The organism is Mycobacteriales bacterium (assembly GCA_035690485.1).
GTDB lineage: Bacteria > Actinomycetota > Actinomycetes > JAFAQI01 > DASSKL01 > DASSKL01.
On record DASSKL010000102.1, the window covers coordinates 71,920 to 93,222 of the forward strand.

At 73.3% G+C, this 21,303-nt stretch carries 26 protein-coding genes; 13 read left to right on the top strand and 13 right to left on the bottom strand.

The window, feature by feature from the left end; translation table 11 throughout:
• Nucleotides 1-23 precede the first annotated feature (23 nt).
• The 3 genes from VFJ21_15450 (at nucleotide 24) to VFJ21_15460 (ending at nucleotide 2,322) form a co-directional block, all read left to right on the top strand.
• Complete coding sequence (locus tag VFJ21_15450) at nucleotides 24-461, top strand: SRPBCC family protein (GenBank protein HET7408518.1); 438 nt, start codon at nucleotides 24-26, stop codon at nucleotides 459-461.
• Between the two features lie 61 nt (nucleotides 462-522).
• Nucleotides 523-873, top strand: coding sequence for a VOC family protein (locus tag VFJ21_15455; protein HET7408519.1), 351 nt, complete (start codon nucleotides 523-525; stop codon nucleotides 871-873).
• A gap of 201 nt (nucleotides 874-1,074) precedes the next feature.
• Entirely contained in the window at nucleotides 1,075-2,322 is a 1,248-nt protein-coding gene (locus VFJ21_15460) for a DUF222 domain-containing protein (GenBank protein HET7408520.1), read from the top strand.
• On the opposite strand, the gene panB is transcribed toward VFJ21_15460, so the two are convergent.
• From panB to panC, 3 genes are read right to left on the bottom strand one after another with little or no spacing between them, the layout of a single operon-like run.
• Nucleotides 2,313-3,161, bottom strand: a complete 849-nt coding sequence (gene panB, locus VFJ21_15465; GenBank protein HET7408521.1) for a 3-methyl-2-oxobutanoate hydroxymethyltransferase — start codon at nucleotides 3,159-3,161, stop codon at nucleotides 2,313-2,315. The two genes, VFJ21_15460 and panB, sit on opposite strands and share 10 nt — an antisense overlap.
• A complete protein-coding gene (gene panD, locus VFJ21_15470; GenBank protein ID HET7408522.1) occupies nucleotides 3,158-3,616 on the bottom strand; it encodes an aspartate 1-decarboxylase in 459 nt (152 codons plus the stop codon). The genes panB and panD overlap by 4 nt, the downstream gene beginning before the upstream one ends.
• A 17-nt stretch (nucleotides 3,617-3,633) precedes the next feature.
• Nucleotides 3,634-4,530, bottom strand: coding sequence for a pantoate--beta-alanine ligase (gene panC / locus VFJ21_15475; GenBank protein ID HET7408523.1), 897 nt, complete (start codon nucleotides 4,528-4,530; stop codon nucleotides 3,634-3,636).
• Between the two features lie 129 nt (nucleotides 4,531-4,659).
• Between panC and VFJ21_15480 the strand changes: the two genes are divergently transcribed.
• Nucleotides 4,660-6,051, top strand: a complete 1,392-nt coding sequence (locus VFJ21_15480; protein HET7408524.1) for a wax ester/triacylglycerol synthase family O-acyltransferase — start codon at nucleotides 4,660-4,662, stop codon at nucleotides 6,049-6,051.
• Nucleotides 6,048-6,791, top strand: coding sequence for an MBL fold metallo-hydrolase (locus tag VFJ21_15485; protein HET7408525.1), 744 nt, complete (start codon nucleotides 6,048-6,050; stop codon nucleotides 6,789-6,791). The genes VFJ21_15480 and VFJ21_15485 overlap by 4 nt, the downstream gene beginning before the upstream one ends.
• Before the next feature lie 19 nt (nucleotides 6,792-6,810).
• Here the strand turns inward: VFJ21_15485 and VFJ21_15490 are convergent, their stop codons facing one another.
• Complete coding sequence (locus VFJ21_15490) at nucleotides 6,811-7,713, bottom strand: TIGR03619 family F420-dependent LLM class oxidoreductase (protein HET7408526.1); 903 nt, start codon at nucleotides 7,711-7,713, stop codon at nucleotides 6,811-6,813.
• A gap of 37 nt (nucleotides 7,714-7,750) precedes the next feature.
• Between VFJ21_15490 and sepH the strand changes: the two genes are divergently transcribed.
• Nucleotides 7,751-8,596, top strand: a complete 846-nt coding sequence (gene sepH / locus VFJ21_15495; GenBank protein HET7408527.1) for a septation protein SepH — start codon at nucleotides 7,751-7,753, stop codon at nucleotides 8,594-8,596.
• A gap of 3 nt (nucleotides 8,597-8,599) precedes the next feature.
• Here the strand turns inward: sepH and VFJ21_15500 are convergent, their stop codons facing one another.
• Complete coding sequence (locus VFJ21_15500; protein HET7408528.1) at nucleotides 8,600-8,830, bottom strand: hypothetical protein; 231 nt, start codon at nucleotides 8,828-8,830, stop codon at nucleotides 8,600-8,602.
• 112 nt (nucleotides 8,831-8,942) lie between these two features.
• Nucleotides 8,943-9,251, bottom strand: coding sequence for a DUF3039 domain-containing protein (locus VFJ21_15505; GenBank protein ID HET7408529.1), 309 nt, complete (start codon nucleotides 9,249-9,251; stop codon nucleotides 8,943-8,945).
• 104 nt (nucleotides 9,252-9,355) lie between these two features.
• On the opposite strand from VFJ21_15505, the gene VFJ21_15510 reads away from it, so the two are divergent.
• The 3 genes from VFJ21_15510 (at nucleotide 9,356) to VFJ21_15520 (ending at nucleotide 11,427) form a co-directional block, all read left to right on the top strand.
• Nucleotides 9,356-9,817 (top strand): hypothetical protein, encoded by a 462-nt coding sequence (locus VFJ21_15510; GenBank protein HET7408530.1) that lies wholly within the window; start codon nucleotides 9,356-9,358, stop codon nucleotides 9,815-9,817.
• Nucleotides 9,818-9,911: 94 nt separating this feature from the next.
• Nucleotides 9,912-10,673, top strand: a complete 762-nt coding sequence (locus VFJ21_15515; protein ID HET7408531.1) for a class II aldolase/adducin family protein — start codon at nucleotides 9,912-9,914, stop codon at nucleotides 10,671-10,673.
• A gap of 7 nt (nucleotides 10,674-10,680) precedes the next feature.
• Complete coding sequence (locus tag VFJ21_15520; GenBank protein HET7408532.1) at nucleotides 10,681-11,427, top strand: sulfite exporter TauE/SafE family protein; 747 nt, start codon at nucleotides 10,681-10,683, stop codon at nucleotides 11,425-11,427.
• A 10-nt stretch (nucleotides 11,428-11,437) separates the two neighbouring features.
• On the opposite strand, the gene VFJ21_15525 is transcribed toward VFJ21_15520, so the two are convergent.
• A complete protein-coding gene (locus VFJ21_15525) occupies nucleotides 11,438-11,911 on the bottom strand; it encodes a hypothetical protein (protein HET7408533.1) in 474 nt (157 codons plus the stop codon).
• Nucleotides 11,912-12,040: 129 nt separating this feature from the next.
• Here VFJ21_15525 and VFJ21_15530 point away from each other — a divergent pair, with 129 nt between their 5' ends.
• The 3 genes from VFJ21_15530 to VFJ21_15540 are packed head-to-tail and all read left to right on the top strand — an operon-like array spanning nucleotide 12,041 to nucleotide 15,849.
• A complete protein-coding gene (locus VFJ21_15530) occupies nucleotides 12,041-12,904 on the top strand; it encodes a hypothetical protein (GenBank protein ID HET7408534.1) in 864 nt (287 codons plus the stop codon).
• Between the two features lie 36 nt (nucleotides 12,905-12,940).
• Complete coding sequence (locus VFJ21_15535; protein ID HET7408535.1) at nucleotides 12,941-14,479, top strand: TldD/PmbA family protein; 1,539 nt, start codon at nucleotides 12,941-12,943, stop codon at nucleotides 14,477-14,479.
• Complete coding sequence (locus VFJ21_15540) at nucleotides 14,476-15,849, top strand: metallopeptidase TldD-related protein (GenBank protein ID HET7408536.1); 1,374 nt, start codon at nucleotides 14,476-14,478, stop codon at nucleotides 15,847-15,849. Before VFJ21_15535 ends, VFJ21_15540 begins: the two co-directional genes overlap by 4 nt.
• A 4-nt stretch (nucleotides 15,850-15,853) precedes the next feature.
• On the opposite strand, the gene VFJ21_15545 is transcribed toward VFJ21_15540, so the two are convergent.
• Entirely contained in the window at nucleotides 15,854-16,069 is a 216-nt protein-coding gene (locus tag VFJ21_15545) for a dodecin (GenBank protein HET7408537.1), read from the bottom strand.
• Nucleotides 16,070-16,234: 165 nt separating this feature from the next.
• Here VFJ21_15545 and VFJ21_15550 point away from each other — a divergent pair, with 165 nt between their 5' ends.
• Nucleotides 16,235-16,414 (top strand): hypothetical protein, encoded by a 180-nt coding sequence (locus VFJ21_15550; GenBank protein ID HET7408538.1) that lies wholly within the window; start codon nucleotides 16,235-16,237, stop codon nucleotides 16,412-16,414.
• A 1-nt stretch (nucleotide 16,415) separates the two neighbouring features.
• Here the strand turns inward: VFJ21_15550 and VFJ21_15555 are convergent, their stop codons facing one another.
• The 5 genes from VFJ21_15555 to selA are packed head-to-tail and all read right to left on the bottom strand — an operon-like array spanning nucleotide 16,416 to nucleotide 21,302.
• Nucleotides 16,416-16,670 carry a DUF6457 domain-containing protein gene (locus tag VFJ21_15555; protein HET7408539.1) on the bottom strand — a complete coding sequence of 85 codons (255 nt, stop codon included), beginning with the start codon at nucleotides 16,668-16,670 and terminating at the stop codon, nucleotides 16,416-16,418.
• A complete protein-coding gene (locus VFJ21_15560) occupies nucleotides 16,667-17,233 on the bottom strand; it encodes an NTP transferase domain-containing protein (GenBank protein HET7408540.1) in 567 nt (188 codons plus the stop codon). Before VFJ21_15560 ends, VFJ21_15555 begins: the two co-directional genes overlap by 4 nt.
• Entirely contained in the window at nucleotides 17,230-18,216 is a 987-nt protein-coding gene (gene moaA, locus VFJ21_15565; protein HET7408541.1) for a GTP 3',8-cyclase MoaA, read from the bottom strand. The genes VFJ21_15560 and moaA overlap by 4 nt, the downstream gene beginning before the upstream one ends.
• Before the next feature lie 21 nt (nucleotides 18,217-18,237).
• Nucleotides 18,238-20,007, bottom strand: a complete 1,770-nt coding sequence (gene selB, locus VFJ21_15570; protein ID HET7408542.1) for a selenocysteine-specific translation elongation factor — start codon at nucleotides 20,005-20,007, stop codon at nucleotides 18,238-18,240.
• On the bottom strand, nucleotides 20,007-21,302 hold the full coding sequence (selA, locus tag VFJ21_15575; protein HET7408543.1) for an L-seryl-tRNA(Sec) selenium transferase: 1,296 nt from the start codon (nucleotides 21,300-21,302) through the stop codon (nucleotides 20,007-20,009). Before selA ends, selB begins: the two co-directional genes overlap by 1 nt.
• Nucleotide 21,303 lies beyond the last annotated feature (1 nt).

Sequence of the window (21,303 nt, forward strand, 5' to 3'; positions counted from 1 at the left end):
CCCTGACTGCGACACTCGTCCACATGGGTGTCGTGAAGGCAGAGTCCACGCAGATCGTCCCGGCGTCGCCGGAGACGGTGTACGACGCGCTCGCCGACTACACGACGGTGCGCCCGGCGATCCTGCCTGCCGCGTACAGCGACTACGCGGTCGTCGAGGGCGGGACCGGCGCCGGCACCGTCGTCACCTACCGGCTGTCCGCCGCCGGCCGGCAACGTGATTACCGCATGCAGGTCGTCAACGCCGAGGCAGGTCACCGGCTCGTCGAGCAGGACCAGCAGTCGTCGCTGTCGACCACGTGGGCGCTCGCCCCCGTGGGGGGCGGCACGCGCGTCACCGTGACGACCACCTGGCAGGGGGCGGGTGGGATCGGCGGGTTCTTCGAGGGCATCTTCGCGCCCCTCGGCGTACGCCGGCTGCAGAGTGAGACGCTCCGCAACCTCGCCGCCCGCCTCGCGTAGTAGCGGGAAGCGGCCGTCGGCGTCGGTGAGATCACGTCGGACCATTCGGCAGGAGGACTTCATGCGCGCCACCCGCATCATCGCCGACCTCCAGGTGGCGGACATCGAGGCGGCGAAGAGCTTCTACACCGACTTTCTCGGCCTGAGCACCGAAGAGTTCAACATGGGGTGGGTAGCCCGCTTCACCTCGCCGGACACCGGCGTGAACATCCAGCTCGTCACCCGCGACGCCACCGCACCCGAAGCGCCCGTCCTCTCGATCTTCACCGACGACGTGGAGGCCGCGTACGCCGAGGCGCAGGAGCGGGGTTACGAGATCGTGCACCCGCTGGGCACCGAGGCGTGGGGCGTGCACCGGTTCTTCGTCCGGGCCCCCGACGGCACCGTGATCAACATCGTGCATCACCCCTAGACGCCTAGGGGGACGGCCACCTCCTACGGGATCGTCGGGCTAGTGGGCGGCGGCGCCTGCGCACGCACTACCCCGGGACCAGCCGCGCTTCCGGCTGAGCCATGCGCTCCTGGATCTCCTTGTTCCACAAGGGTTTCCGGTCGTGCACAGTGTTCGGTCGTGGGGTCCGAATTGTCGGTGCCGGCACGTAATGTCGCTGTCATGTTGGAGGTGTTGGCCGGGGTGTGCGACGCCGATCCGTGGGAGCTGTCCCTGTCGGATCGGCTCGACGGGCTGGTCGCGCTCGAGCGGGCTTCGGCCTGGCTGGAGGCGGTGAAAGCGCAGTGGCTGGCCGCCGCCGCGACGGTGCCGCAGGCCGACGAGCCGTGCTGGGATGAGGACTGGGCGCGCGAAGACATCGCCGTGGTGCTCAACATCTCCCCGATGGCGGCGCACCGGCGCATCAGCCACGCCCGGGCGTTGCACGGCCGGCTGATCGCCGCCCGCGACGCCATGCACGCCGGCAGGCTGTCCCCGATCCAGGCCCTCGCCCTGGTCGAGGAGACCGCGGCGGTCGACGACGACACCGCCCGGCTGGTCGCCAAGCAGACGCTGCAACGGGCGGGCGAGCTGACCCCGGGCCGGTTCCGCACCCTGGTCCGCAGGGCGGTCATCGCCGCCGACCCGGCCGGCGCGGCCGAACGCCACCACCGGGCCCGGGCCGGCCGGGCGGTCGTGCAGTGGGCCGAACCCGACGGGATGAGCGTGCTACTCGCCCGCCTACCCGCCGAACACGCCACCGCGGTCTGGCGCTCACTGACCACGCTGGCCGACACCTGGGCCCGCGACAGCCACAACGACCGAGACACGGACAGGCACGGAAACGGCGGCGGCGGCGGGGACGGTCGCACGCTGGACCAGCGCCGCGCCGACGCGCTCGTCGCGCTGGTCACCGGCACCGCCCAAACACCCGAAACGCCCGGCCGGGCCGCGGTGGCGGTGCGCATCGACCTGGCCACCGCACTCGGCCTGGCGGACAACCCGGTCGACCTCCCCGGGTACGGACCCCTACCCCCCGCCATCGGCCGAGCCCTCGCCCAAGACAGCGACTGGCAACGCTGGATCACCGAACCCACCACCGGCGACCTGCTCGACCTCGGCCGCGCACGCTACCGCCCCACCCAACGGCTACGCGAGTTCATCCAAGCCCGCGACGAGCACTGCCGCTTCCCCGGCTGCACCACCCCCGCCACCCGCACCGACCTCGACCATCGCATCCCCCACAGCGACGGCGGACCCACCACCAGACACAACCTCACCCCCCTATGCCGGCGCCACCACCGGCTCAAAACCCACACCCGCTGGACCTACCAGCGACACGACGACAACACCGTCGAATGGACCGACCCCCGCGGCAAACGCTGGCACGACCCCCCACAGCGCGAATGGGGGGAAGGGTCTCACCGGTAGGCGTGCTCCTCGTCTGGGAAGATGCCGGCCGAGACCTCTTTGACGTAGGTGCGCGCCGCTTCCTCGAGGATCTCGGCGATGTTGGCGTAGCGCTTCACGAACTTCGGTAGATGCCCGACGGTCAGCCCGGCCATGTCCTGCCAGACGAGGACCTGGGCGTCGGTGCCCGCACCTGCGCCGATCCCGATGGTGGGCACGTGCAGGTGTTCCGAGATCCGTGATCCGAGCTCGGCCGGCACCGCCTCCAGGACGACCGAGAACGCGCCGGCCGCCTCGAGCGCAAGCGCGTCGTCCAGGAGGGCATCGCCGGCATCTCCACGACCCTGGACCCGTGGGCCGCCGAAGGCGTTGACGCTCTGCGGGGTGAGGCCGACGTGGCCCATGACCGGGATCCCGGAGGCCACCAGCAGCTCGACCTGGGGCAGTACCCGTCGGCCACCCTCGAGCTTCACCGCGTGCGCGCCGCCCTCGGCCATCAGCCGCACGGCCGCGTCGAGCGCCTGCTGGGGCGAGCCCTGGTAGGACCCGAAGGGCATGTCGGCGACGATCAGCGCCCGGTGCGTCCCCCGCACGACTGCCTGCGTCAGCGCCACAGCGAGATCGACCGTCATCGGCAGCGTCGACCCGTGGCCGAACACCGTCATCGCCGCGCTGTCACCGACCAGCAGGCACGGCACGCCGGCGTGCTCGAAGATGCCCGCGGTCATCGCGTCGTACGACGTGAGCATCGCCCACTTCTCACCGCGGTCGGTCATCGCCTGAAGGTCGCGGACCGTGACGCGCTGCTCGCGCGGGAGCCCGCCGTAGGGCGCCTGCATGATGGGCTCGTGGTGGGTCATGACCGCGCTCCCGCTGCGTCGTGCGGGTCTGCGGCCCGCGGCGAGTAGATCTGGTCCCCCCGCAGCTGACCGAACTCCGGCAGCGCCTCGGCCGGGTCTCCCCCGGTGCCCACGATCCGGTTGTCGGCGTCGACGAAGACGACCCTCGGGACGAGCGAGCGCGCCTCGGCGTCGGACACGGACGCGTAGCTGATGAGAATCACCAGGTCTCCGGGAGCGACCAGCCGCGCCGCGGCACCGTTGATGCCGATCACGCCGCTGCCGCGGGTGCCGGGAATGACGTAGGTCTCCAGCCGCGAGCCGTTGTTGATGTCGACGATCGCCACCTGCTCACCGGGCAGCAGGTCGGCGGCGTCCATCAGGTCCTGGTCGACGGTGACCGATCCCACGTAATGCAGGTCGGCCTGCGTCACGGTCGCCCGATGGATCTTGGACTTCAGCATGGTGCGGAACACGAGTGGATGCCTCTCCTTCAGCCCAGGGCGGTGCCGAGGTCTACGGGTGCATTGTCGAGCAGCCGGGTGCCGCCCACGCGAGCGGCGACCAGCAACCGGCCGGGGCCGGCAGTGTCGGTCGTGACCTCGTCGAAGGTCACGGGATCAACGAGCGACAGGTAGTCGACGGTTACGGCCGGCTCGGTCTCGAGTTCGGCACGCGCGGCGGCGAGGACGGCGGCGACCCCGTCGCCGGACGCCGCGACACCGGCCTGCAGCGCCCGAGGCAGTGCCAGAGCGGCGCGCCGGTCGACGTCGGAGAGGTAGCGGTTGCGGCTCGACAGGGCCAGCCCGTCGGGCTCGCGCACGGTGGGGACGCCGACAACGTCCACGTCGACGTCGAGGTCGGCGACCATCCGGCGAATCAGCGCGAGCTGCTGGTAGTCCTTCTCGCCGAACACCGCGGCGTCGGGCTGCACGAGGTGGAACAGCTTGAGCACGACGGTCAGCACGCCGTCGAAGTGGCCCGGGCGTGCCGCTCCCTCGAGCACGGTGCCGAGCCGGCCGGCGCTGACCGTCACCCGCGGGTCACCGAGCGGGTAGAGCTCGTCAACCGGCGGTGCGAAGACGACGTCGACGCCTTCCGCCGCGCACATGCCGACATCGGCCTCGAGCGTGCGCGGGTAGCGGTCGAAGTCCTCCCCCGCCCCGAACTGCAGCGGGTTGACGAAGATCGAGACGACGGTCACCGGCGCGAGCTCGCGGGCCCGGCGGATCAGAGCGGCGTGCCCGGCGTGGAGCGCGCCCATCGTCGGGACCAGCGCGTGGCGGACGTCGTCGGCGTCGGCGGAGTGCAGCTCGCCGAGCACGTCCCAGAGGGACGGCTCGTCGTGGACGAGCACGGGCGCGTCAAGGCGCGCCGCGGCAGCTGTCATGCGCGTTCCAGTCCTCGTCGGGTACCGGACGACACGACCATGGTACCCGGCGCGCACCTCGGTCAGACTCGCCGCACCGGGTACGCCGCACGGGGGTACGCCGGGGGGCACGACCGGACGGAGGACAGCATGGACCGACTCAGCCCGCAGGACGCATCGTTCCTGCACATCGAGGACGCCGGCCCGCTGATGCACATCGGCTCGGTCGCGATCTTCGAAGGGCCGCCGCCGACCTACGACGAGATGTCCGCGATGGTCGGCAACAAGCTCGGTCAGGTGCCGCGCTACCGGCAGAAGGTGCGCACGGTGCCGTTCGACCTGGAGCGACCGGTCTGGGTCGACGACCCCCACTTCCGGCTGGCCTACCACCTGCGGCGTACGGCGCTGCCGAGTCCGGGCAGCCCGGAGCAGCTGCGCGCGCTGGTCGGCCGGATCATGTCGCAGCGTCTCGACCGGGAGAAGCCGCTCTGGGAGATGTGGATGGTCGAGGGCCTGCACGACGACCGCTGGGCGCTGCTGTCGAAGGTGCACCACTGCCTCGTCGACGGGGTCGCCGGCACCGACCTGCTGGCACTCGTCCTCGACGTCGAACCCGAACCGCAGCGGCCGGCGGAGACGACCGACGGCTGGAGTCCGGGCCCCGAGCCGACCGGTCTGCAGCTGCTGGGCGCGGGGCTGCGCGACCGCATCACCAGCCCCTACGAGCAGCTGCGCGGGGCCCGGGCCCTGCTGCGGGCACCGCTGGAGTTCGCGCGGCTGGCCGAGGAGAGCGGGCGGGGCCTGTTCGCGCTGCGGCGGCTGCTGAACCCCACCGCGCACTCGTCGCTGTCCGGACCCATCGGCCCGCATCGGGTCTGGGCCTGGGCGTGCACCAGCCTCGACGACGTGAAGGCGGTGCGGAGGGTGTTCGGCGGCACGGTCAACGACGTGATCCTCACGACGATCACCCGCGGCTTCCGCGACCTGCTGCTGTCGCGGGGCGAGCCGGTCGGCGGCACCGTCGTCCGCTCCCTCGTGCCGGTGTCGGTACGCCGACCCGACGAGCGCGGCACCCACAACAACCGGGTGTCGGCGATGTTCGCCGACCTCCCGGTCGGCATCGACGACCCGGTCGAGCGGCTGCGGGCCATCGAGGCCCAGATGCGCCACCTGAAGGACTCCAAGATGGCGGTCGCGGGCGAGACGCTGGTGTCGCTGTCGGGGTTCGCCCCGCCCCTGCTGCTCGCGCTCGGGGCGCGGGTCGCCGCCCGCGCCTCGCAGCGCAACATCAACACCGTGACGACCAACGTGCCCGGCCCGCAGTTCCCGCTCTACGCCGCCGGCCGCCGGATGACCGACGCGTTCCCCTACGTGCCGATCGGCAACGGGATTCGCATCGGAGTCGCGATCTTCTCCTACTGCGGCGCGCTCAACGTCGGGGTAACCGGGGACTACGAGTCGGCCGGTGACATCGACGTGCTCTGCGCCGGCGTCGAGGACGGCCTGGCCGAGCTGGTCAAGGCCGCGAAGCGGGTCGCGTGAGGCTGACGGTCCTCGGCAGCGCCGGCTCCTACCCGGCGCCCGGCCGCGCCTGCTCGTCGTACCTCCTCGAGGCCGGCGGGCACCGCGTGCTGCTCGACTGCGGCAACGGCGCGATGACCAACCTCCTGCGCGAGCACGACGTGCACGACGTCGATGCGCTGGTGCTGACCCACCGCCACCACGACCACCTGGCCGACGCCTACGCGCTGCACACGGCGCTCCAGTTCCACCCGGCGGGCCCGCGGCCGCTGCGGCTCTACGCGCAGCGCGACACCTGGGGCTACCTGGGCACGATCGCGGGTGGCGTCGACCGGCTGCGCCCGCTGCTCGACCTGCACGCCGTCGAGCCGGACGATGTCGTCGAGGCCGGTCCGGTGCGGCTGTCGTTCCGGTCTACGGCGCACCCGGTGCCAACCCTCGCGGTCCGGGCGGAGCACGACGGCACCGTCATCGCCTACAGCGCCGACAGCGGTCCGTGCGACGCGCTCGTCGAGACCGCCCGCGGGGCCGATCTGTTCCTGTGCGAGGCGACCTGGGCGGGGTCGGCCGACGGGAAACCGAGGGACCTCCACTGCACCGGCACGCAGGCGGGCGAGCTGGCGAAACGGGCCGGTGCCCGCCGGCTGCTCGTCACCCACGTCGCCCATCCGATGGATCCCCAGCGCGTGGCGGTCGAGGCGGGCGACGCCTTCGGCGCAGAGGTCGAGGCCGCGGCCGACCTGGCGACCTACGACGTCTGACCGCCTCGGCCGCGGCAGATCAGCGCGACGGCGCGAGGGCCTCCAGCGCGTCCTCGGCCATCCGCATGGCGGTGGCCGGGTCGGCGGTGGGGACGCGCGGGTCGAAGTTCAGGTCGACGAAGACCTCGGTCACGCCCTGCTCCCCCAGCCAGGCCAGGTCCTCCCGCACCTTCTCCGGGCTGCCGGCGAGCGGCTTGCCCTCGTCGGACCCGAGCAGCACCACACCACGCACCACCACTCGCACCGCGGCGGGATCGCGGCCGGCCTCCTCGGCGCCCGCGCGCACGACGGCGATCGACTGCCCGATCCGGCCGAGGTCGGCCCGGCTGCTGCTCACCCAGCCGTCGGCCAGCCGGCCGGCGCGCCGCAGGGCGGCCTCGACCGTGCCACCGAGCACGACCGGCGGGCGGGGACGCTGGACCGGTTTCGGGTCGGCGTGGGTCGGCGGCACGTCGTAGAACCGGCCGTGGAACTCCACCGGGTCGTCGGCCCACAGCGCGTAGAGACAGCGCAGGTGCTCCTCCAGCCGCGCGCCGCGGTCGCGGTAGGGCACGCCGGTCGCGGCGTACTCCTGCTCCATCCACCCCAGGCCGAGCCCGACGTCGAGCCGGCCGCCGGACAGGATGTCGACGGTGGCGAGCTGCTTGGCGAGCAGCGCCGGGGCGAAGAACGGCGCGTTGAGCACCGCCACCCCCAGGCGCGCCCGCGAGGTGACCCCGGCGAGGTAACCGAGCGTCGCGACGGGGTCGATCACCTCGCGGTAGGGCGCGGCGGCCGGCCCCGTGATCTCGACCGGCCAGAGCAGCCGCTGGAAGGTCCACAGCGACGCGTAGCCCAGCTCCTCGGCGCGGCGAGCGACCCGCGCGACGTTGTCGGGCGTGGCCCAGGGCCCCGACATGGGGACGGCGAATCCGACTTCCATCGCTGCTCCTCCCGCCGACCCGTGACAGTCTGTCCGGGTGCGGGAGTTGAGGTACGTCGGGGTCGTCGGCGACGACGGCGCCCTCGTCGTCGAGACCGACGGGGAGCGGTTCCGGCTGCGTGTCGACGACGACGTGCGCGCCGCGGTGACCGGCCGCGGTCACCAGCTCGTGATCCCGGTCGAGAGCGCGCTGACACCCCGGGAGATCCAGGACCGGCTGCGCCACGGCGCGAGCTCGGTGCAGCTGGCCGAGGCAACCGGCGTGCCGGTGCAGTCGATCGCCCGGTTCGAGGCTCCTGTCCTCGCCGAGCGGGCGCACCACGCCGACATGGCCCGCCGCTCCCAGGTCGACGGGCGGCGGCTCGACGAGATCGTGGCCGACCACCTGGCAGCCGCCGGCCTGGACCCGCTCGAAGCGGAGTGGGACTCCTGGCGACGCGCCGACGGCAGCTGGCTGGTGCAGGTCGCCTGGGACGAGACCGAGCGGCGGCGCAGCGCGCGCTGGTCGTGGGCGCCCGAGACGCGGCGGCTGCGCCCGCTCGACCCGCAGGCCCAGGCCATGCTGCGCGAGGCCAGCGACGACGACGAGCTGACCGCGGTCCTGCGCCCGGTGCGGTCGGCCCAGCTCGCGCCGTACGTCGTGCGCCCGGAACCCGAGCCTGAGCCGGAGCCCGAGTCGGAGCTGGCTTCGGAGCTGCCCAGCGAGCTGACAGTGCCCAAGGAATCCGAGGAGCCCGGGCAGGAGCACGAGGCCTCGGTGGTCGACGTCGAGGAGGAGCCGCGGCCTGCCGTGACGGCTCCCCGACCGGCCCGCAAGCGCCGGGTGAGCGTGCCGTCCTGGGACGAGATCGCCGGTGGACGCCGGGGTGAACCACCGGCCTGAACGTCAGCCGCCGTGCACAGTCAGCAGCCGGCGACGGATCTCACGCTCCTCCAGGAACGTGCCGGTGGCGATCTCGGCGACCGTGAACCCCGCGGCGATGAGCTCGGCGAGCGCGTGGTCGAAGATCTCCTGGAGCTGGGACTGGTCGGGGCGCGGCTCGTCGAGCAGGTGCGCGGTCAGGCGTGCCCGCAGCATCGGGCTCTCCAGCCGCGCGATGTCCTGCGGGATCAGCACGGGCAAAGTCTTCCCGGGCCGAGCGGCGCGCGTCCCCGTTTCGGCCGAATCGGTACTCGTCCGTTCGGCCTAGCGCCCGGACTGTCCATTCCTCCGGGGCCGGCAACAGCCGCTACTGCTCCCCGCCGCTCCCACCGGCCCCGCCGTCGCCGCCGCCCGCGCGCTCGCGCCAGAAGCGCATCCGGCCCTCGGGGCCCATGTCGTAGAGCTCCTTGCACATCGGGCAGACCGGGAAGCGCGACGGGTCACGGCTGGGCACCCAGACCTTCCCGCACAGCGCGGTGACCGGCGTGCCGGTCACCATCGCCTCGGTGATCTTGTCCTTCTCCGCGTAGTGGGAGAACCGCTCGTGGTCGCCCTCGTCGAGCCGGTAGTCGGTGTAGTGCCGCTCTTCGGTGACGATCCCGGTCTGCGAGCTCATGTTCTCCACGGTAATCCCATCGGGCCATACAGCCCGACACTCCAGGAGCCGAAACAGGCATTGACCGCGAATGGACCGCGATCGCCTAGGCCCCTGAGGGAGACGTGACCAACCCCATGGACGAGCTCGAGCTCCTCGTCTCGGAGATGTACGACGAAGGCTGTGTCACGGAGGTCATCCGCCCCGCGGCCGTGCTCCCCGAGACCGCAGCCCGCTCGGTGCTCATGGAGCTGTCGTTGCTCGACGTCCGGATGGGCGGCTGCTGGCGGGCCGAGCCCAACCTCTGGCGGCGCTACGACGGCCCGTTCGACGCGCCCGACGGCAGCATCGGCAGCGCGGCGCTCGTCGGCACCATGCAGGTCGCCTACGGCACGCCGACCCGCTACGAGATCACGATCTTCCGCGCGACGATCACCCGGCTGGGCACCGAGCAGGGCTGGACGGTCACGTCCCTGTGCGACGAGGCGCTGGCGTACGGCGGGCTGTCGCTGGCCACCTGCCCGCGGGCCGACCTCACCCCGCCGCCGAAGCCGTTCCGGCTGCGCGACATGGGCGCCCCGGCCTGATCCCCCGGAAGCGGCCCGGCCGATCCACCGGGAACGACCCCTCGCGGCGCGTAGGCTGACCGGTGACGTGGATCACCCGGCTCTGGAGCGCGCGATGCCCGACCTGATCTTCCCGCAGCCACCGACGTTCACCTCCGTCGAGGAAGAACGCCTGCACCGCAAGCAACGGCTGGCCGCGGGTTTCCGGCTGTTCGCGAAGTTCGGCTTCGCGGAGGGCGTGGCCGGTCACATCACCGCGCGCGACCCGGGGATGCCGGACCACTTCTGGGTCAACCCGTTCGTGGTGCCGTTCGCGCACATCAGGGCCAGCGACCTGATCCTCGTCAACCACGACGGTGAGGTCGTAGAGGGCCGGCACACGGTCAACCGGGCGGCGTTCGCGATCCACTCGCAGATCCACCAGGCGCGGCCCGACGTCGTCGCGGCGGCGCACTCGCACTCGACCTACGGACGGGCGCTGTCGACCCTGGGCGAGCTGCTCGAGCCGATCACCCAGGACGTGTGCGCGTTCTACGAGGACCACGCGCTGTTCGACGACTACACCGGCGTGGTGTTCGACACCGAGGAGGGCAAGCGCATCGCGCATGCGCTCGGTGACAACAAGGCCGCGATCCTGCGCAACCACGGCCTGCTGACCACGGGGCAGAGCGTCGACTCGGCGGTCTTCTGGTTCATCACCATGGAGCGCTCCTGCCAGGTGCAGCTGCTCGCCAAGGCCGCCGGCACGCCGGTGCCCATCGACCCCGAGGAAGCGCGCAAGACCCACGACCAGGTCGGCACCGACTTCGTCGGCTGGCTGTCGTTCCAGCCGCTGTACGAGAAGATCGTCCGCGAGCAGCCCGACCTGCTCGACTGACCGCCGCGTGACACCCGCGGAGGCGATCGGGGTCGCCGCGGCGGGCTTCGGGGCCGGCGCCGTCAACGCGATCGCCGGCGGCGGATCGTTGATCTCGTTCCCCGCCCTGCTCGCGATCGGTTATCCCGCGCTGCCCGCCAACGTGACCAACACGGTCGGCCTGCTGCCCGGCTACCTCGGCGGCAGCCTCGCCTACCGGCGTGAGCTCGCCGGGCAGCGCGGTCGCCTGCCGTCCCTGCTCGTGGCCGCGGTCCTGGGCGCGGGCGCCGGCGCCGCGGTGCTGCTGACCACGCCCGCGTCGTTCTTCCGCACGATCGTGCCCTGGCTGGTGATCGCCGGCTGCCTGATGATGCTGCTGCAGACCCGGGTGGCCGCCCTGCTGCAGCGCCGCTCGGAGCGGCACGACTACCCGGTCCCGCTGCACATCGGCGTCTTCCTCGGCGGGGTCTACGGGTCCTACTTCGGCGCGGCGCTCGGCGTGATGCTGCTCGCACTGCTCGGCATGTTGTTGCCCGAGGACCTCCAGCGGCTCAACGCGCTGAAGTCGGCGCTGTCCCTGGTCGTGTCGATCGTCGGCGCGGTGGTGTTCGCGGTGTTCGGACCGGTCGTGTGGTCGGTCGCGGCCGTGCTCGCCGGGTCGAGTCTCGTGGGCGGCCACGTCGGCGGCTCGCTGGCACGGCGGATGTCGCCACGGGTGCTGCGCTTCGCCGTGGTCACGTTCGGGCTAGTTGTGGCCGTCGACCTGCTGCTCTGAGCAGGCCCCGTCACGTGCCCGGGGTTGCCGCGGGACGGGTCGGGCGGTGGCCGCGGAAGGGGTCCGGGACGGGGGGGCTCACCAACGCAGCGCGCGGGCACCGGGCGAGGGTGAGCCCGGCGTGGCCCAGGGCGTCGTCGCACAACGACTCCACGGTCCAGCCGGTGCCGAGCCCGTGCTCGGTGATCGTGGCGCGGTAGATGGTGATCTCGTAGCGCGACGGCGTGCCGTAGACCGCGGCGATGGTGCCGACCAACCGGGCGCTACCGGTGCTACCGGCGGCGCCGTCCCAGGGGCGGTCGTATCGCTGCCAGATGCCCGGCGAGGCGTTCCAGTAGCCACCGCGGGAGACGTCGAGACGTTCGAGCGCCGAGAGCACGGCACGAGCCGCGGCCTCGGGCAGCACGGCGGCCGGTCGGATGACCGTCGTCGTGCCCCCGGGGTCGGCCCGCCCGCCGGACGCGAGCATGCCCCGAGACTCCACGCTGCCTGTTTCGGCACCAAACACCCCGGTCCTGAACATCCCGGAACGCACATTCAGCCGTAACGCGCGGGGGGCGCCCTCGTTACAGACCGTGAGGGTCCAGCCGGAAGCCGTCACGGAGGTCGCCAGATGCCTGCTCCAGCGCACCGCTACACGCCCAGCCACGCCAAGCCTCGCGCCCCGCGGCAGACGCTGCGCCGCGCCGGCACGGTCTCCGCCGGCACCCTGGCGCTCGTCCTCTCCGGTGGCGGCATGGCCTTCGCCGGGCTGCTGCCGAGCCCCACCGACGCAGCCCTCGGCACGGTCACCAGCACCACCACGAGCACGCTGTCGAGCGCGACCGGAACGTCGACCAGCACCTCCCCCACCGACCCGGTGACCGCGGTAGTCGACACGCTGACCGGCGCGGTCACCGGCAGCAGCACCCCTAGTCCCACACCGACCGCGGCCCCCTCACCGGCACCGCTGCCCGAGCCTCTCAACAGCGCGGTCAACTCTGTCGTCGGCGCCGTCAGCGGCGTCCTGGCGCCGGTCACCAACCAGCTGCCGCCCGGCACGGTGCCCACCAGTCCGCTCCCCGGGTCCGGCGCCACGCCGAGCGGTTCCTCGCACACCGGCACGCCACCGCTGGCGCCGGTCGGCCAGCTTCCCGCCAAGTACGCCGCCGCGAGCGCCGGTGGCGCGACGCCGGTGCTCGCCGGTGCCGCGTCCACCTACGGCCTCACCAACTGGACCGCCCCGTCGGCCGCCGACCTGGGCTTCGCGCCGAGCGTCGCCTCCGCGCCCATGCTCCCCGCCGAGCAGGCCCAGCTCGCCGCCGGCATCACCCCGCAAGTGGCCGGCAACGACCGCATCGGCATCCCGCACGACGGCTCGACCGGCGGGCTTCCGGGCATCCTGATCATCGCGGCGACGATCGCGGTCGGCGTGGTCGCCGCGGGTCACGTAGCACTCTTCCAGCAGCGGCTGGCGACCCTCCCCGCCGCCCATTGAGACTCCGCTCCCGTCCCACGACCTAGGGTCGGCCTCGTGCCGATCCCCACGACCGACCCGCGCACCGACGACCTCGGCGGCCTACCGCTCGACGCGGTGACCGACGCCGCCCTGTCGAGGGCCCGCGAGCTCGGTGCCGTGCACGCCGACGTGCGGGTCGAGCGCATCGCATCCCGCGCCCTGCGCCTGTCCGACGGGCGCGTGCAGACCGCCCACACCGGTGAGGACGTCGGCCTGGCCGTGCGCGTGGTGGTCGCGGCCGGCGCGCACCACTCGACCTGGGGATTCGCCGCCGGCACCGACGTCTCGGCCGACGCCGCAGCACGGCTCGCGTCGGCGGCCGTCGACGTCGCGGCGGTGACCGCGCCCGTCAACACCGAACCGGTCGAGCTCGCCGACGAGCCGGTCCATCAAGGCACGTGGATCTCCTCCTACGCCGTCGATCCCCTCGACGTGCCCGAACGCGACCAGGTCGGCTTGCTCGCCGAGCTCAGCGGGCGGCTGCTCCGTGCCGACGGCGTCCGGCACGCCGACGCGTCGATGCTCGCGGTGAAGGAGGTGAAGTTCTACGCCGACCTGGCCGGCACCCGCACCGCGCAGCGCCGAGTCCGCATGCAGGCCGAGCTGCAGGCGATGTGGATCGACGACGAGAGCGGTCGTTTCGAGTCGATGCGGACCCTGGCGCCGCCGGCCGGCCGCGGCTGGGAGTGGATGACCGGCGGCGACGGCTGCTGGGACTGGGACCGCGAGATCGCCGAGCTGCCCGGGTTGCTGCTCGAGAAGGCGACCGCGCCCTCGGTGGCCGCCGGCACCTACGACCTCGTCATCGACCCCTCGAACCTCTGGCTCACGATCCACGAGTCGATCGGCCATGCGACCGAGCTCGACCGCGCGCTCGGCTACGAGGCCAACTACGCCGGTACGACGTTCGCGACGTTCGACCGGCTCGGCAACCTGCAGTACGGCTCGCCGGTCATGCACGTCACCGGCGACCGCACCGCGGAGCACGGCCTGGCAACCGTCGGGTGGGACGACGACGGGGTGGCCGCGCAGACCTGGGACCTCGTCCGCGACGGGGTCCTCGTCGGCTACCAGCTCGACCGGCGGATGGCCCGGCTGCAAGGTCTGGGCCGCTCCAACGGCTGCGCGTTCGCGGACGCGCCGCACCACATGCCGCTGCAGCGGATGGCCAACGTCTCGTTGCAGCCGGCAGCCGGCGGCCCGTCGACCGACGAGCTGATCGCCGGCGTCGACGACGGGATCTACGTGGTCGGCGACAACAGCTGGTCGATCGACATGCAGCGCTACAACTTCCAGTTCACCGGGCAACGGTTCTACCGCATCAGGGACGGCCACCTCGCCGGGCAGCTGCGCGACGTGGCCTACCAGGCCAACACCGTGGACTTCTGGAACGCCATGGACGCGGTCGGCGGCCCGCAGACCTACCTCCTCGGCGGCGCGTTCAACTGCGGCAAGGGCCAGCCGGCCCAGGTGGCGCCGGTCTCCCACGGCTGCCCGACGGCGCGCTTTCGCGGCATCCGGGTGCTCAACACGACGGCAGAGGGGCACCGATGACGCCGCAGGAGGTCGCCGAGCGCGCGCTGGCGCTGTCCCGGACCGACGGGTGCATCGTGCTGGTCGACGACTCGACCAGCGCCAACCTGCGCTGGGCCGGCAACACGCTGACGACCAACGGCGTCACCGAGGGCCGCACCCTCACCGTGCTCGCCTTCGACGGCGCCCGGCTCGGCGCGGTCAGCCGCACGCGGGTCACGGCCGACGCGATCGAGGCGACCGTCCGCGCCGCCGAGGACGCGGCCGCCGAGAGCGAGCCCGAGGACGACGCGGCGCCGCTGATCACCCCGGCGGAGTCGGTGTCGGCGTCCTGGGAGGAGCCTGCGGAGCGCACCTCGATCGGCGTCTTCGAGCACTTCGCCCCGGCGCTGCGGGACGCGTTCGGTGCCGCCGGCGCGGCCGGACATTCGCTCTACGGCTACGCCGAGCACGAGCTGACGACGACCTACCTGGCGTCCAGCACCGGCCTGCGGCTGCGGCACCCGCAGCCCCACGGCCGGCTCGAGCTCACCGCCCGTACGCCGAACGGCGATCGGTCCTCCTGGACGGGTCAGGGCACCCGCGACTTCCGCGACGTCGACATCGCCGCACACGCCCGCGTCCTCGCCCAGCGGCTCGACTGGTCACGCCGGCGCCTCGAGCTCCCGGCCGGGCGCTACGAGACGCTGCTACCGCCGTCGGCCGTCGGCGACCTGATGGTCTACGCCTACTGGTCGATGACTGCACTCGACGCCGTCGAAGGGCGTACGGCGTTCCGCAAGCCCGGGGGCGGCACCCGCATCGGGGAGCGCCTCGCCGAACTGCCGCTGCGCCTCTACAGCGACCCGGAGATGAGCGGCCTGCAGGCGGCGCCGTTCATCGCGGCCGGCGCGTCGTCCCGGCGGGTGTCCGCGTTCGACAACGGTCTGCCGCTGCGCAGCACGGACTGGATCCGCGACGGAGAGCTCACCGCGCTGGTGCAGACCCGGCACTCGGCCGGGATCACGGGGCAGCCAGTGACCGCGCAGGTCGGCAACCTCGGCCTCGAGGCGGCCGGCAGCCAGGCGTCACTGGACGAGATGGTCGCCACCACGCAGCGGGGGCTGCTGCTGACGTGCCTGTGGTACGTCCGGATGGTCGACCCGCAGACGCTGCTCGTGACCGGTCTGACCCGCGACGGCGTCTTCCTCGTCGAGGGCGGCGAGGTCGCCGGCGCGGTGACGAACTTCCGGTTCAACGAGAGCCCGCTCGACGTGCTCGCGCGCGCCACCGAGGCGGGCCGAGCCGAGCCGACGCTGCCGCGGGAGTTCGGCGACTACTTCACCCGCACCCGCATGGCCCCGCTGCGGGTGCCGGACTTCAACATGAGCTCCGTGAGCCCCGCGTCGTAGACCGCTACGAGGGTTCCTCGATGCGGAAGCCCACCTTCATCTGCACCTGGAAGTGCGCCACCTGGCCGTCGTCGATGTGCCCGCGGATCTCCCCCACCTCGAACCAGTCGAGGTTGCGCACCGTGCGCGACGCGCGCGCCACGCCGTTGCGGATCGCCTGCTGGATGCTGTCGGTCGACGTGCCGACGATTTCGCTGACCCCGTAGGTCCTGTTGTCCATGACGGTGTTGGTACCAGACGCGGCCTGCGAACCTCGCCACGGGGACACGGCGTTGTGCGGAGCGCACCGTTGTGTAGCCTCGACGGCGGTGCCGGGCGACTGCCCCCGTGGTCGCTCGGCACCCCTTTTTTCCTTGTTTCCCGGGCTTTTTCCTGGGGTGTCGCAATGAAGTGCTCCGCCAAGGGCTGCCAGGCCGAGGCCGCATGGGTGCTCGTCTGGAACAACCCGAAGGTGCACACGCCGGATCGCGAGAAGACGTGGCTGGCCTGCGGTGAGCACCGCGAGACCCTGGGGTCGTTCCTGTCGGTCCGCGGGTTCCTGCGCCGTATCGACCCGGTCGAGTAGGTCAGGGCGCGCCGTCGGGCTGCGTGTAGCCCTGCGCCAGGGCGGCGACCTTGCGGGCCACCTCCCGCACGTCGTCGGCGCTGCCGCCGGCCTTGCCCGCTGCCAGCCCGACGAGGAACGTGGTCAGCGGCGCCGCCGGCCGCGCCACGTTGTGGGCCACCTCGGCCGCCAGGTCGAGCAGCAGGTCACGGTCGACCTCGTGCTCGAGCCCGAGCGCGGTGGTGACCGTACGGGTCCAGTCGTCGAGGGTGCTCACACCAGTCCTCTCGCTCGCTGCAGGTCATCGGTGGTGTCGCAGTCCAGCCAGGGCGCGTCCGCCCGGTCGGGCGCGCGGAGCTCGACGACGTCGAGCCCACCCAGCTGCCGGCGCATCGAGCCGCCCGCGGCCCAGGTGCAGCGCCGGATCGCCTCGCGCGACCAGACACCGAGCAGCCACTGGCGGGCTCCGGCGTCGTCGACGAGCACGGCGCCGTCGTGGCCGAGCGCCCCCGCGCGCAGGGCGGCGAGATCGCCGCTGCGCACGAACGGCAGGTCGCCCGCGAGCAGGGCCACCCACGGCGCTCGGACCAGGGGCAGCGCCGCGGCGACGCCTGCCGCCGGGCCGCCGCCGGGCGGCTCCTCGCGGCACCACGTCACCGGTACCTCGGTCGCGCGCTGCGGCCCCACGACGATGCGGCGCTCGGCGCTGTCGACGGCCCGCAGCACCCGGTCGAGCAGGGCTCGCCCGCCGACCGGCAGGGCCGGTTTGTCGACGCCCCCGAGGCGGGTGGCAGCTCCGCCGGCGAGCACGACGGCGTCGTACGGCGGAAGCGCGGTCATCCCCCGATGGCGGACATCGGCCGGTCGGGCTGCAGGAAGGTCGGGTCGTCGATGCCGTGGCCGGCCTTCTTCGCGATGATGGCGGCGCGCCAGCGGGCGGCGAGCTCGGCGTCGGTCGCCCCGGCGCGCATCGGACCGCGCAGGTCGGACTCCTCGCGGGCGAACAGGCAGTTGCGGATCTGCCCGTCGGCGGTCAGGCGCACCCGGTCGCAGGCCGCGCAGAACGGGCGGGTGACGCTCGCGATGATGCCGACCCGGGCCGGGCCGCCGTCGACGAGGAAGCTCTCGGCCGGCTCGCTGCCGCGACCGGGCATCGCGGCGAGGCTGTGCCGCACGGTGAGCCGGTCGAGGATCTCGTCAGCGGTGACCATCTGGGTGCGGTCCCAGCCATGCTGGGCGTCGAGCGGCATCTGCTCGATGAAGCGCAGCTCGTATCCCTGCTCGAGGCAGAAGTCGAGCAGCGGCAGCGCGTCGTCGTCGTTGATGCCGCGGAGCAGCACCGCGTTGACCTTGACCGGGCGCAGCCCCGCCGCCGCGGCCGCGGCGAGGCCGGCGAGCACGTCGTCGATCCGGTCACGGCGGGCGATCTGCGCGAAGACCTCGGGGCGCAGGGTGTCGAGGCTGACGTTGACCCGGTCGAGACCTGCGTCGACCAGGGCCTGCGCCATGCGGGCCAGGCCGATGCCGTTGGTCGTCAGCGACAGCTGGGGCCGTGGTTCCAGCGCCGCGGTGCGCCGCACGATGTCGACCAGCCCGCGCCGCAGCAGTGGCTCGCCGCCGGTGAACCGGACCTCGCGGATGCCCAGCCGCACGGCCAGGGCGACCAGCCGCACCACCTCGTCGTCGGTCAGCAGGTCCGGCGACGGGAGCCAGTCGAGACCCTCCGGCGGCATGCAGTAGTGGCAGCGCAGGTTGCAGCGGTCGGTCAACGACACGCGCAGGTCGGTGTGGACACGGTCGAACCGGTCCACGAGGGCGGACATGGCGCCAGCGTACCCGGGCGATCAGCCGGGAAGCACCGTCCGGACGGCTCCCTCGAGCCGGTGGGTGCGGCCCTGCGCGTCGAGGTGCTCGAGGAGCGGGATCGCGACCCGCCGGGTGGTGCCGAGGGCCTGCCGGGCCTGGCTGGCGGTGAAGGGCTGGGGCAGCTCGGCCAGCCGGCATACGGCTTCGTCGACGGCGTCGGGCAGGAGATAGATGCCTTCGGCCACCCGCAGCAGCCGCCCGGCCCGGCAGGCGGCGGCCAGCATCTGCGGCGACAGGCCGAGGGCAGCGAGGTCACCCGCCTCCGGGGCGGCGAACGGGTCGGCGCGCAGCCGGTTCGTGAGCTCCGCCACCGGGCCCTCGAGCGCCGGCGGCAACGCGCTCGCCGTGCCTCGCGCCCTGATCCGGCCGGCCGACGACTCGAGGGTGTCGTCGCCGAAGACGACCGCATCGACGATTCGGACGTCCGGAGCACCCAGCGCGCGCCGGGCTGCCTCAACCGGAAGGCCGGCCTCCAGCGGGTGCGCGGCTGCGTGGGTCGCGACGGCTTCCCGCAGGGCGCGCTGCCAGGCCTGCCACTGCCACGGGGCGACGTACCACTCCCCTACGGCGACGACGGCGTCGCCGGGGTCCCCGGCGCCGGTCGCCAGCAGGTCGGCCCGACGCAGCGCGCCCCGGCGCAGCACCTCCCCGGCGGCGTCGGGCGAGTCCCCGACACCGGCGAGAACCGCCGCCCGTTCGGTCGCCGCTCCTCGGCGGCGCAGCGCCGGCGGCCTGGGATCGAGCACGGTGAGCCCGGCGGTGACCAGGTGCCGCCCGGGGTCGCGCAGCAGCGCGCGGTCACCCGGTCGCAGCGGCAGCGGCCGGGCCAGCCGGAGCCGCGCCGTATCCGCGCCGAGCGGCCGCAGGTGCACGGTGACGGCCGCCGAGCCGACGTGCAGCAGCTGCTCGGCGGGGACGTCCCTGGAGTCGGAGCTGATTCGTACGTCGACCTCGGCGGTCACCGGCCACGCCCCGGGCGTGACGAGGGCCTGACCGCGGGACACGTCTTCGACCCCGACGCCGCGCAGGTTGACGGCGACCCTGGCGACGGCGGCGACGGCATCAGCGTGCCGCTTCAGCGACTCGAGACCCCGCACCCGGACCCGAGCGCCGCCGGGAGCGAGCTCGAGCTCGTCGCCGACGTGCAGCGTGCCGGCGCCCAGGGTGCCCGTGACGACGGTGCCGCTGCCGCGGATCGTGAAGGCCCGGTCGACCCACAAGCGCACGTCGCCGTCGACGCGAGGAGCGGGAAGCGCGCCGACCAGCCGGTCGAGCGCGGCGCGCAGCTCCTCGAGGCCCGCACCGGTCACCCCGCTCACGGCGACCGCCTCGACCTCGCCCAGCGTGGTACGGGCGATCCGCTCACGGGCCTCGGCGAGGGCGAGGGAGGGATCGAGGAGGTCGGACCGCGTGACGACGAGCAGCCCGTGCCGCACGGCGAGAGCATCGACGGCGGCCAGATGCTCCTCGGACTGCTGCCTCCAGCCCTCGTCCGCCGCGACCACGACCATCACGGCGGGCACCGGACCGATCCCGGCCAGCATGTTGGCGACGAACTTCGCGTGGCCCGGTACGTCGACGAACGCGACCTGCTCGCCGGACGGCAGGGCGGTCCACGCGTAGCCCAGGTCGATCGTCATGCCGCGGCGTCGCTCCTCCGCCCACCGGTCCGGCTCCATGCCGGTCAGCGCGCGGACCAGCGTCGACTTCCCGTGGTCGACGTGGCCGGCGGTGGCGATGACGTGCATCAGGCCCCGACGGCCAGCACGGCGGCCGCCACGTCGTCGTCGCGGTCCGCCGGCACGCAGCGCAGGTCGAGCAGACAGCGGTCACGCTCCACCCGGCCGACGACGCAGGGACTGCCACGGCGCAGCGCCTCGGCGTAGACAGGCGGCAGGCTGACCGCCCAGCCAGGCAGCGCGAGCCCGGGCGCGCCACCGCCCCCCACGGCCCCGTCGGAGGGCACCGCGACCGCGTCGACACCCTGCCGGGACAGCGTCTCGGCGAGTCCCGCCGCCCGTCGTCTCAGGACCTCCGGATCGGCGTGCAACGTGTCGTGAGTCGGACGCGACGGGCCGCGCAGGGTCGCCTCGACCGCGGCGATCGTCAGCTTGTCCGTGCGCAACGCGCGGGCGAGGGGGTGGCGGCGCAGCGCGCGCACGAGGTCGGCGCGGCCGAGGATCAGCCCGGCCTGCGGGCCACCGAGCAGCTTGTCGCCCGACGCCGTCACCAGTGCCGCACCGGCCTTCAGCCAGCCGGCCGCGTCAGGCTCGTCGGGCAGCAGCGGGTCGGCCGCCAGCAGCCCCGAGCCGATGTCGCCCACCACCGGTACGCCCAGAGTGGCGAGCTCGGAGACGGCGACGGCCGAGGTGAAGCCGTCGATGCGGAAGTTCGACGGGTGGACCTTGAGGACGAAGCCGGTCCGAGTGCCGATCGCTGCCGCATAGTCGGCCAGCGTCGTGCGGTTGGTCGTGCCGACCTCGCGCAGCGTCGCGCCGGTCGACTGCAGCAGGTCGGGCAGCCGGAAGCCATCCCCGATCTCCACCATCTCACCGCGGCTGACGACGATCTCCTGCCCGGCGGCAAGTGCGGTGGCGGCCAGCACGAGAGCCGCGGCCCCGTTGTTGACGAGGTGGACGTCCTCGGCGTCGGGGACGGCGAGGCGCAGGGCCTCGAGTGCGCCGCGCCCGCGTGCGGACCGCTCGCCGGTGGCGACGTCGTACTCCACGTCGACGTATCCCGCGGCGAGCGTGAGCGCCTCGACCGCAGCCGGCGACAGTGGCGCCCGGCCGAGGTTGGTGTGCAGCACCACGCCGGTGGCGTTGACGACGGGCCGCAGCGTCGTCGCGTGCGCCGGTAGGTGGGCGGCGGCATGGTCGGCGACCGCGGTGACGTGGATGTCGCCGCGGCGGGCGGCGTCCTGCGCGGCGACGACCGCCTGCTTGACCACCGCGCGGCCCAGACGCTCGGTCGCCGCGACCAGCCGGGGATCGGCCAGCACCACGTCGGTACGCGGCACCCGGCGCCGGAGGTCCTCGACCACG

Excerpts from the sequence above, each read along its gene's own strand:
- VFJ21_15545 (HET7408537.1), bottom strand. The coding sequence starts at position 16,069 with ATGGACAACAGGACCTACGGGGTCAGCGAAATCGTCGGCACGTCGACC.
- VFJ21_15455 (HET7408519.1), top strand. The coding sequence starts at position 523 with ATGCGCGCCACCCGCATCATCGCCGACCTCCAGGTGGCGGACATCGAG.
- VFJ21_15490 (HET7408526.1), bottom strand. The coding sequence starts at position 7,713 with ATGGAAGTCGGATTCGCCGTCCCCATGTCGGGGCCCTGGGCCACGCCC.
- VFJ21_15460 (HET7408520.1), top strand. The coding sequence starts at position 1,075 with ATGTTGGAGGTGTTGGCCGGGGTGTGCGACGCCGATCCGTGGGAGCTG.
- VFJ21_15515 (HET7408531.1), top strand. The coding sequence starts at position 9,912 with ATGCCCGACCTGATCTTCCCGCAGCCACCGACGTTCACCTCCGTCGAG.
- VFJ21_15480 (HET7408524.1), top strand. The coding sequence starts at position 4,660 with ATGGACCGACTCAGCCCGCAGGACGCATCGTTCCTGCACATCGAGGAC.
- moaA (HET7408541.1), bottom strand. The coding sequence starts at position 18,216 with ATGTCCGCCCTCGTGGACCGGTTCGACCGTGTCCACACCGACCTGCGC.
- VFJ21_15550 (HET7408538.1), top strand. The coding sequence starts at position 16,235 with ATGAAGTGCTCCGCCAAGGGCTGCCAGGCCGAGGCCGCATGGGTGCTC.
- VFJ21_15505 (HET7408529.1), bottom strand. The coding sequence starts at position 9,251 with ATGAGCTCGCAGACCGGGATCGTCACCGAAGAGCGGCACTACACCGAC.
- VFJ21_15560 (HET7408540.1), bottom strand. The coding sequence starts at position 17,233 with ATGACCGCGCTTCCGCCGTACGACGCCGTCGTGCTCGCCGGCGGAGCT.
- panC (HET7408523.1), bottom strand. The coding sequence starts at position 4,530 with ATGACAGCTGCCGCGGCGCGCCTTGACGCGCCCGTGCTCGTCCACGAC.
- panB (HET7408521.1), bottom strand. The coding sequence starts at position 3,161 with ATGACCCACCACGAGCCCATCATGCAGGCGCCCTACGGCGGGCTCCCG.
- selB (HET7408542.1), bottom strand. The coding sequence starts at position 20,007 with ATGCACGTCATCGCCACCGCCGGCCACGTCGACCACGGGAAGTCGACG.
- VFJ21_15450 (HET7408518.1), top strand. The coding sequence starts at position 24 with ATGGGTGTCGTGAAGGCAGAGTCCACGCAGATCGTCCCGGCGTCGCCG.
- VFJ21_15530 (HET7408534.1), top strand. The coding sequence starts at position 12,041 with ATGCCTGCTCCAGCGCACCGCTACACGCCCAGCCACGCCAAGCCTCGC.
- VFJ21_15540 (HET7408536.1), top strand. The coding sequence starts at position 14,476 with ATGACGCCGCAGGAGGTCGCCGAGCGCGCGCTGGCGCTGTCCCGGACC.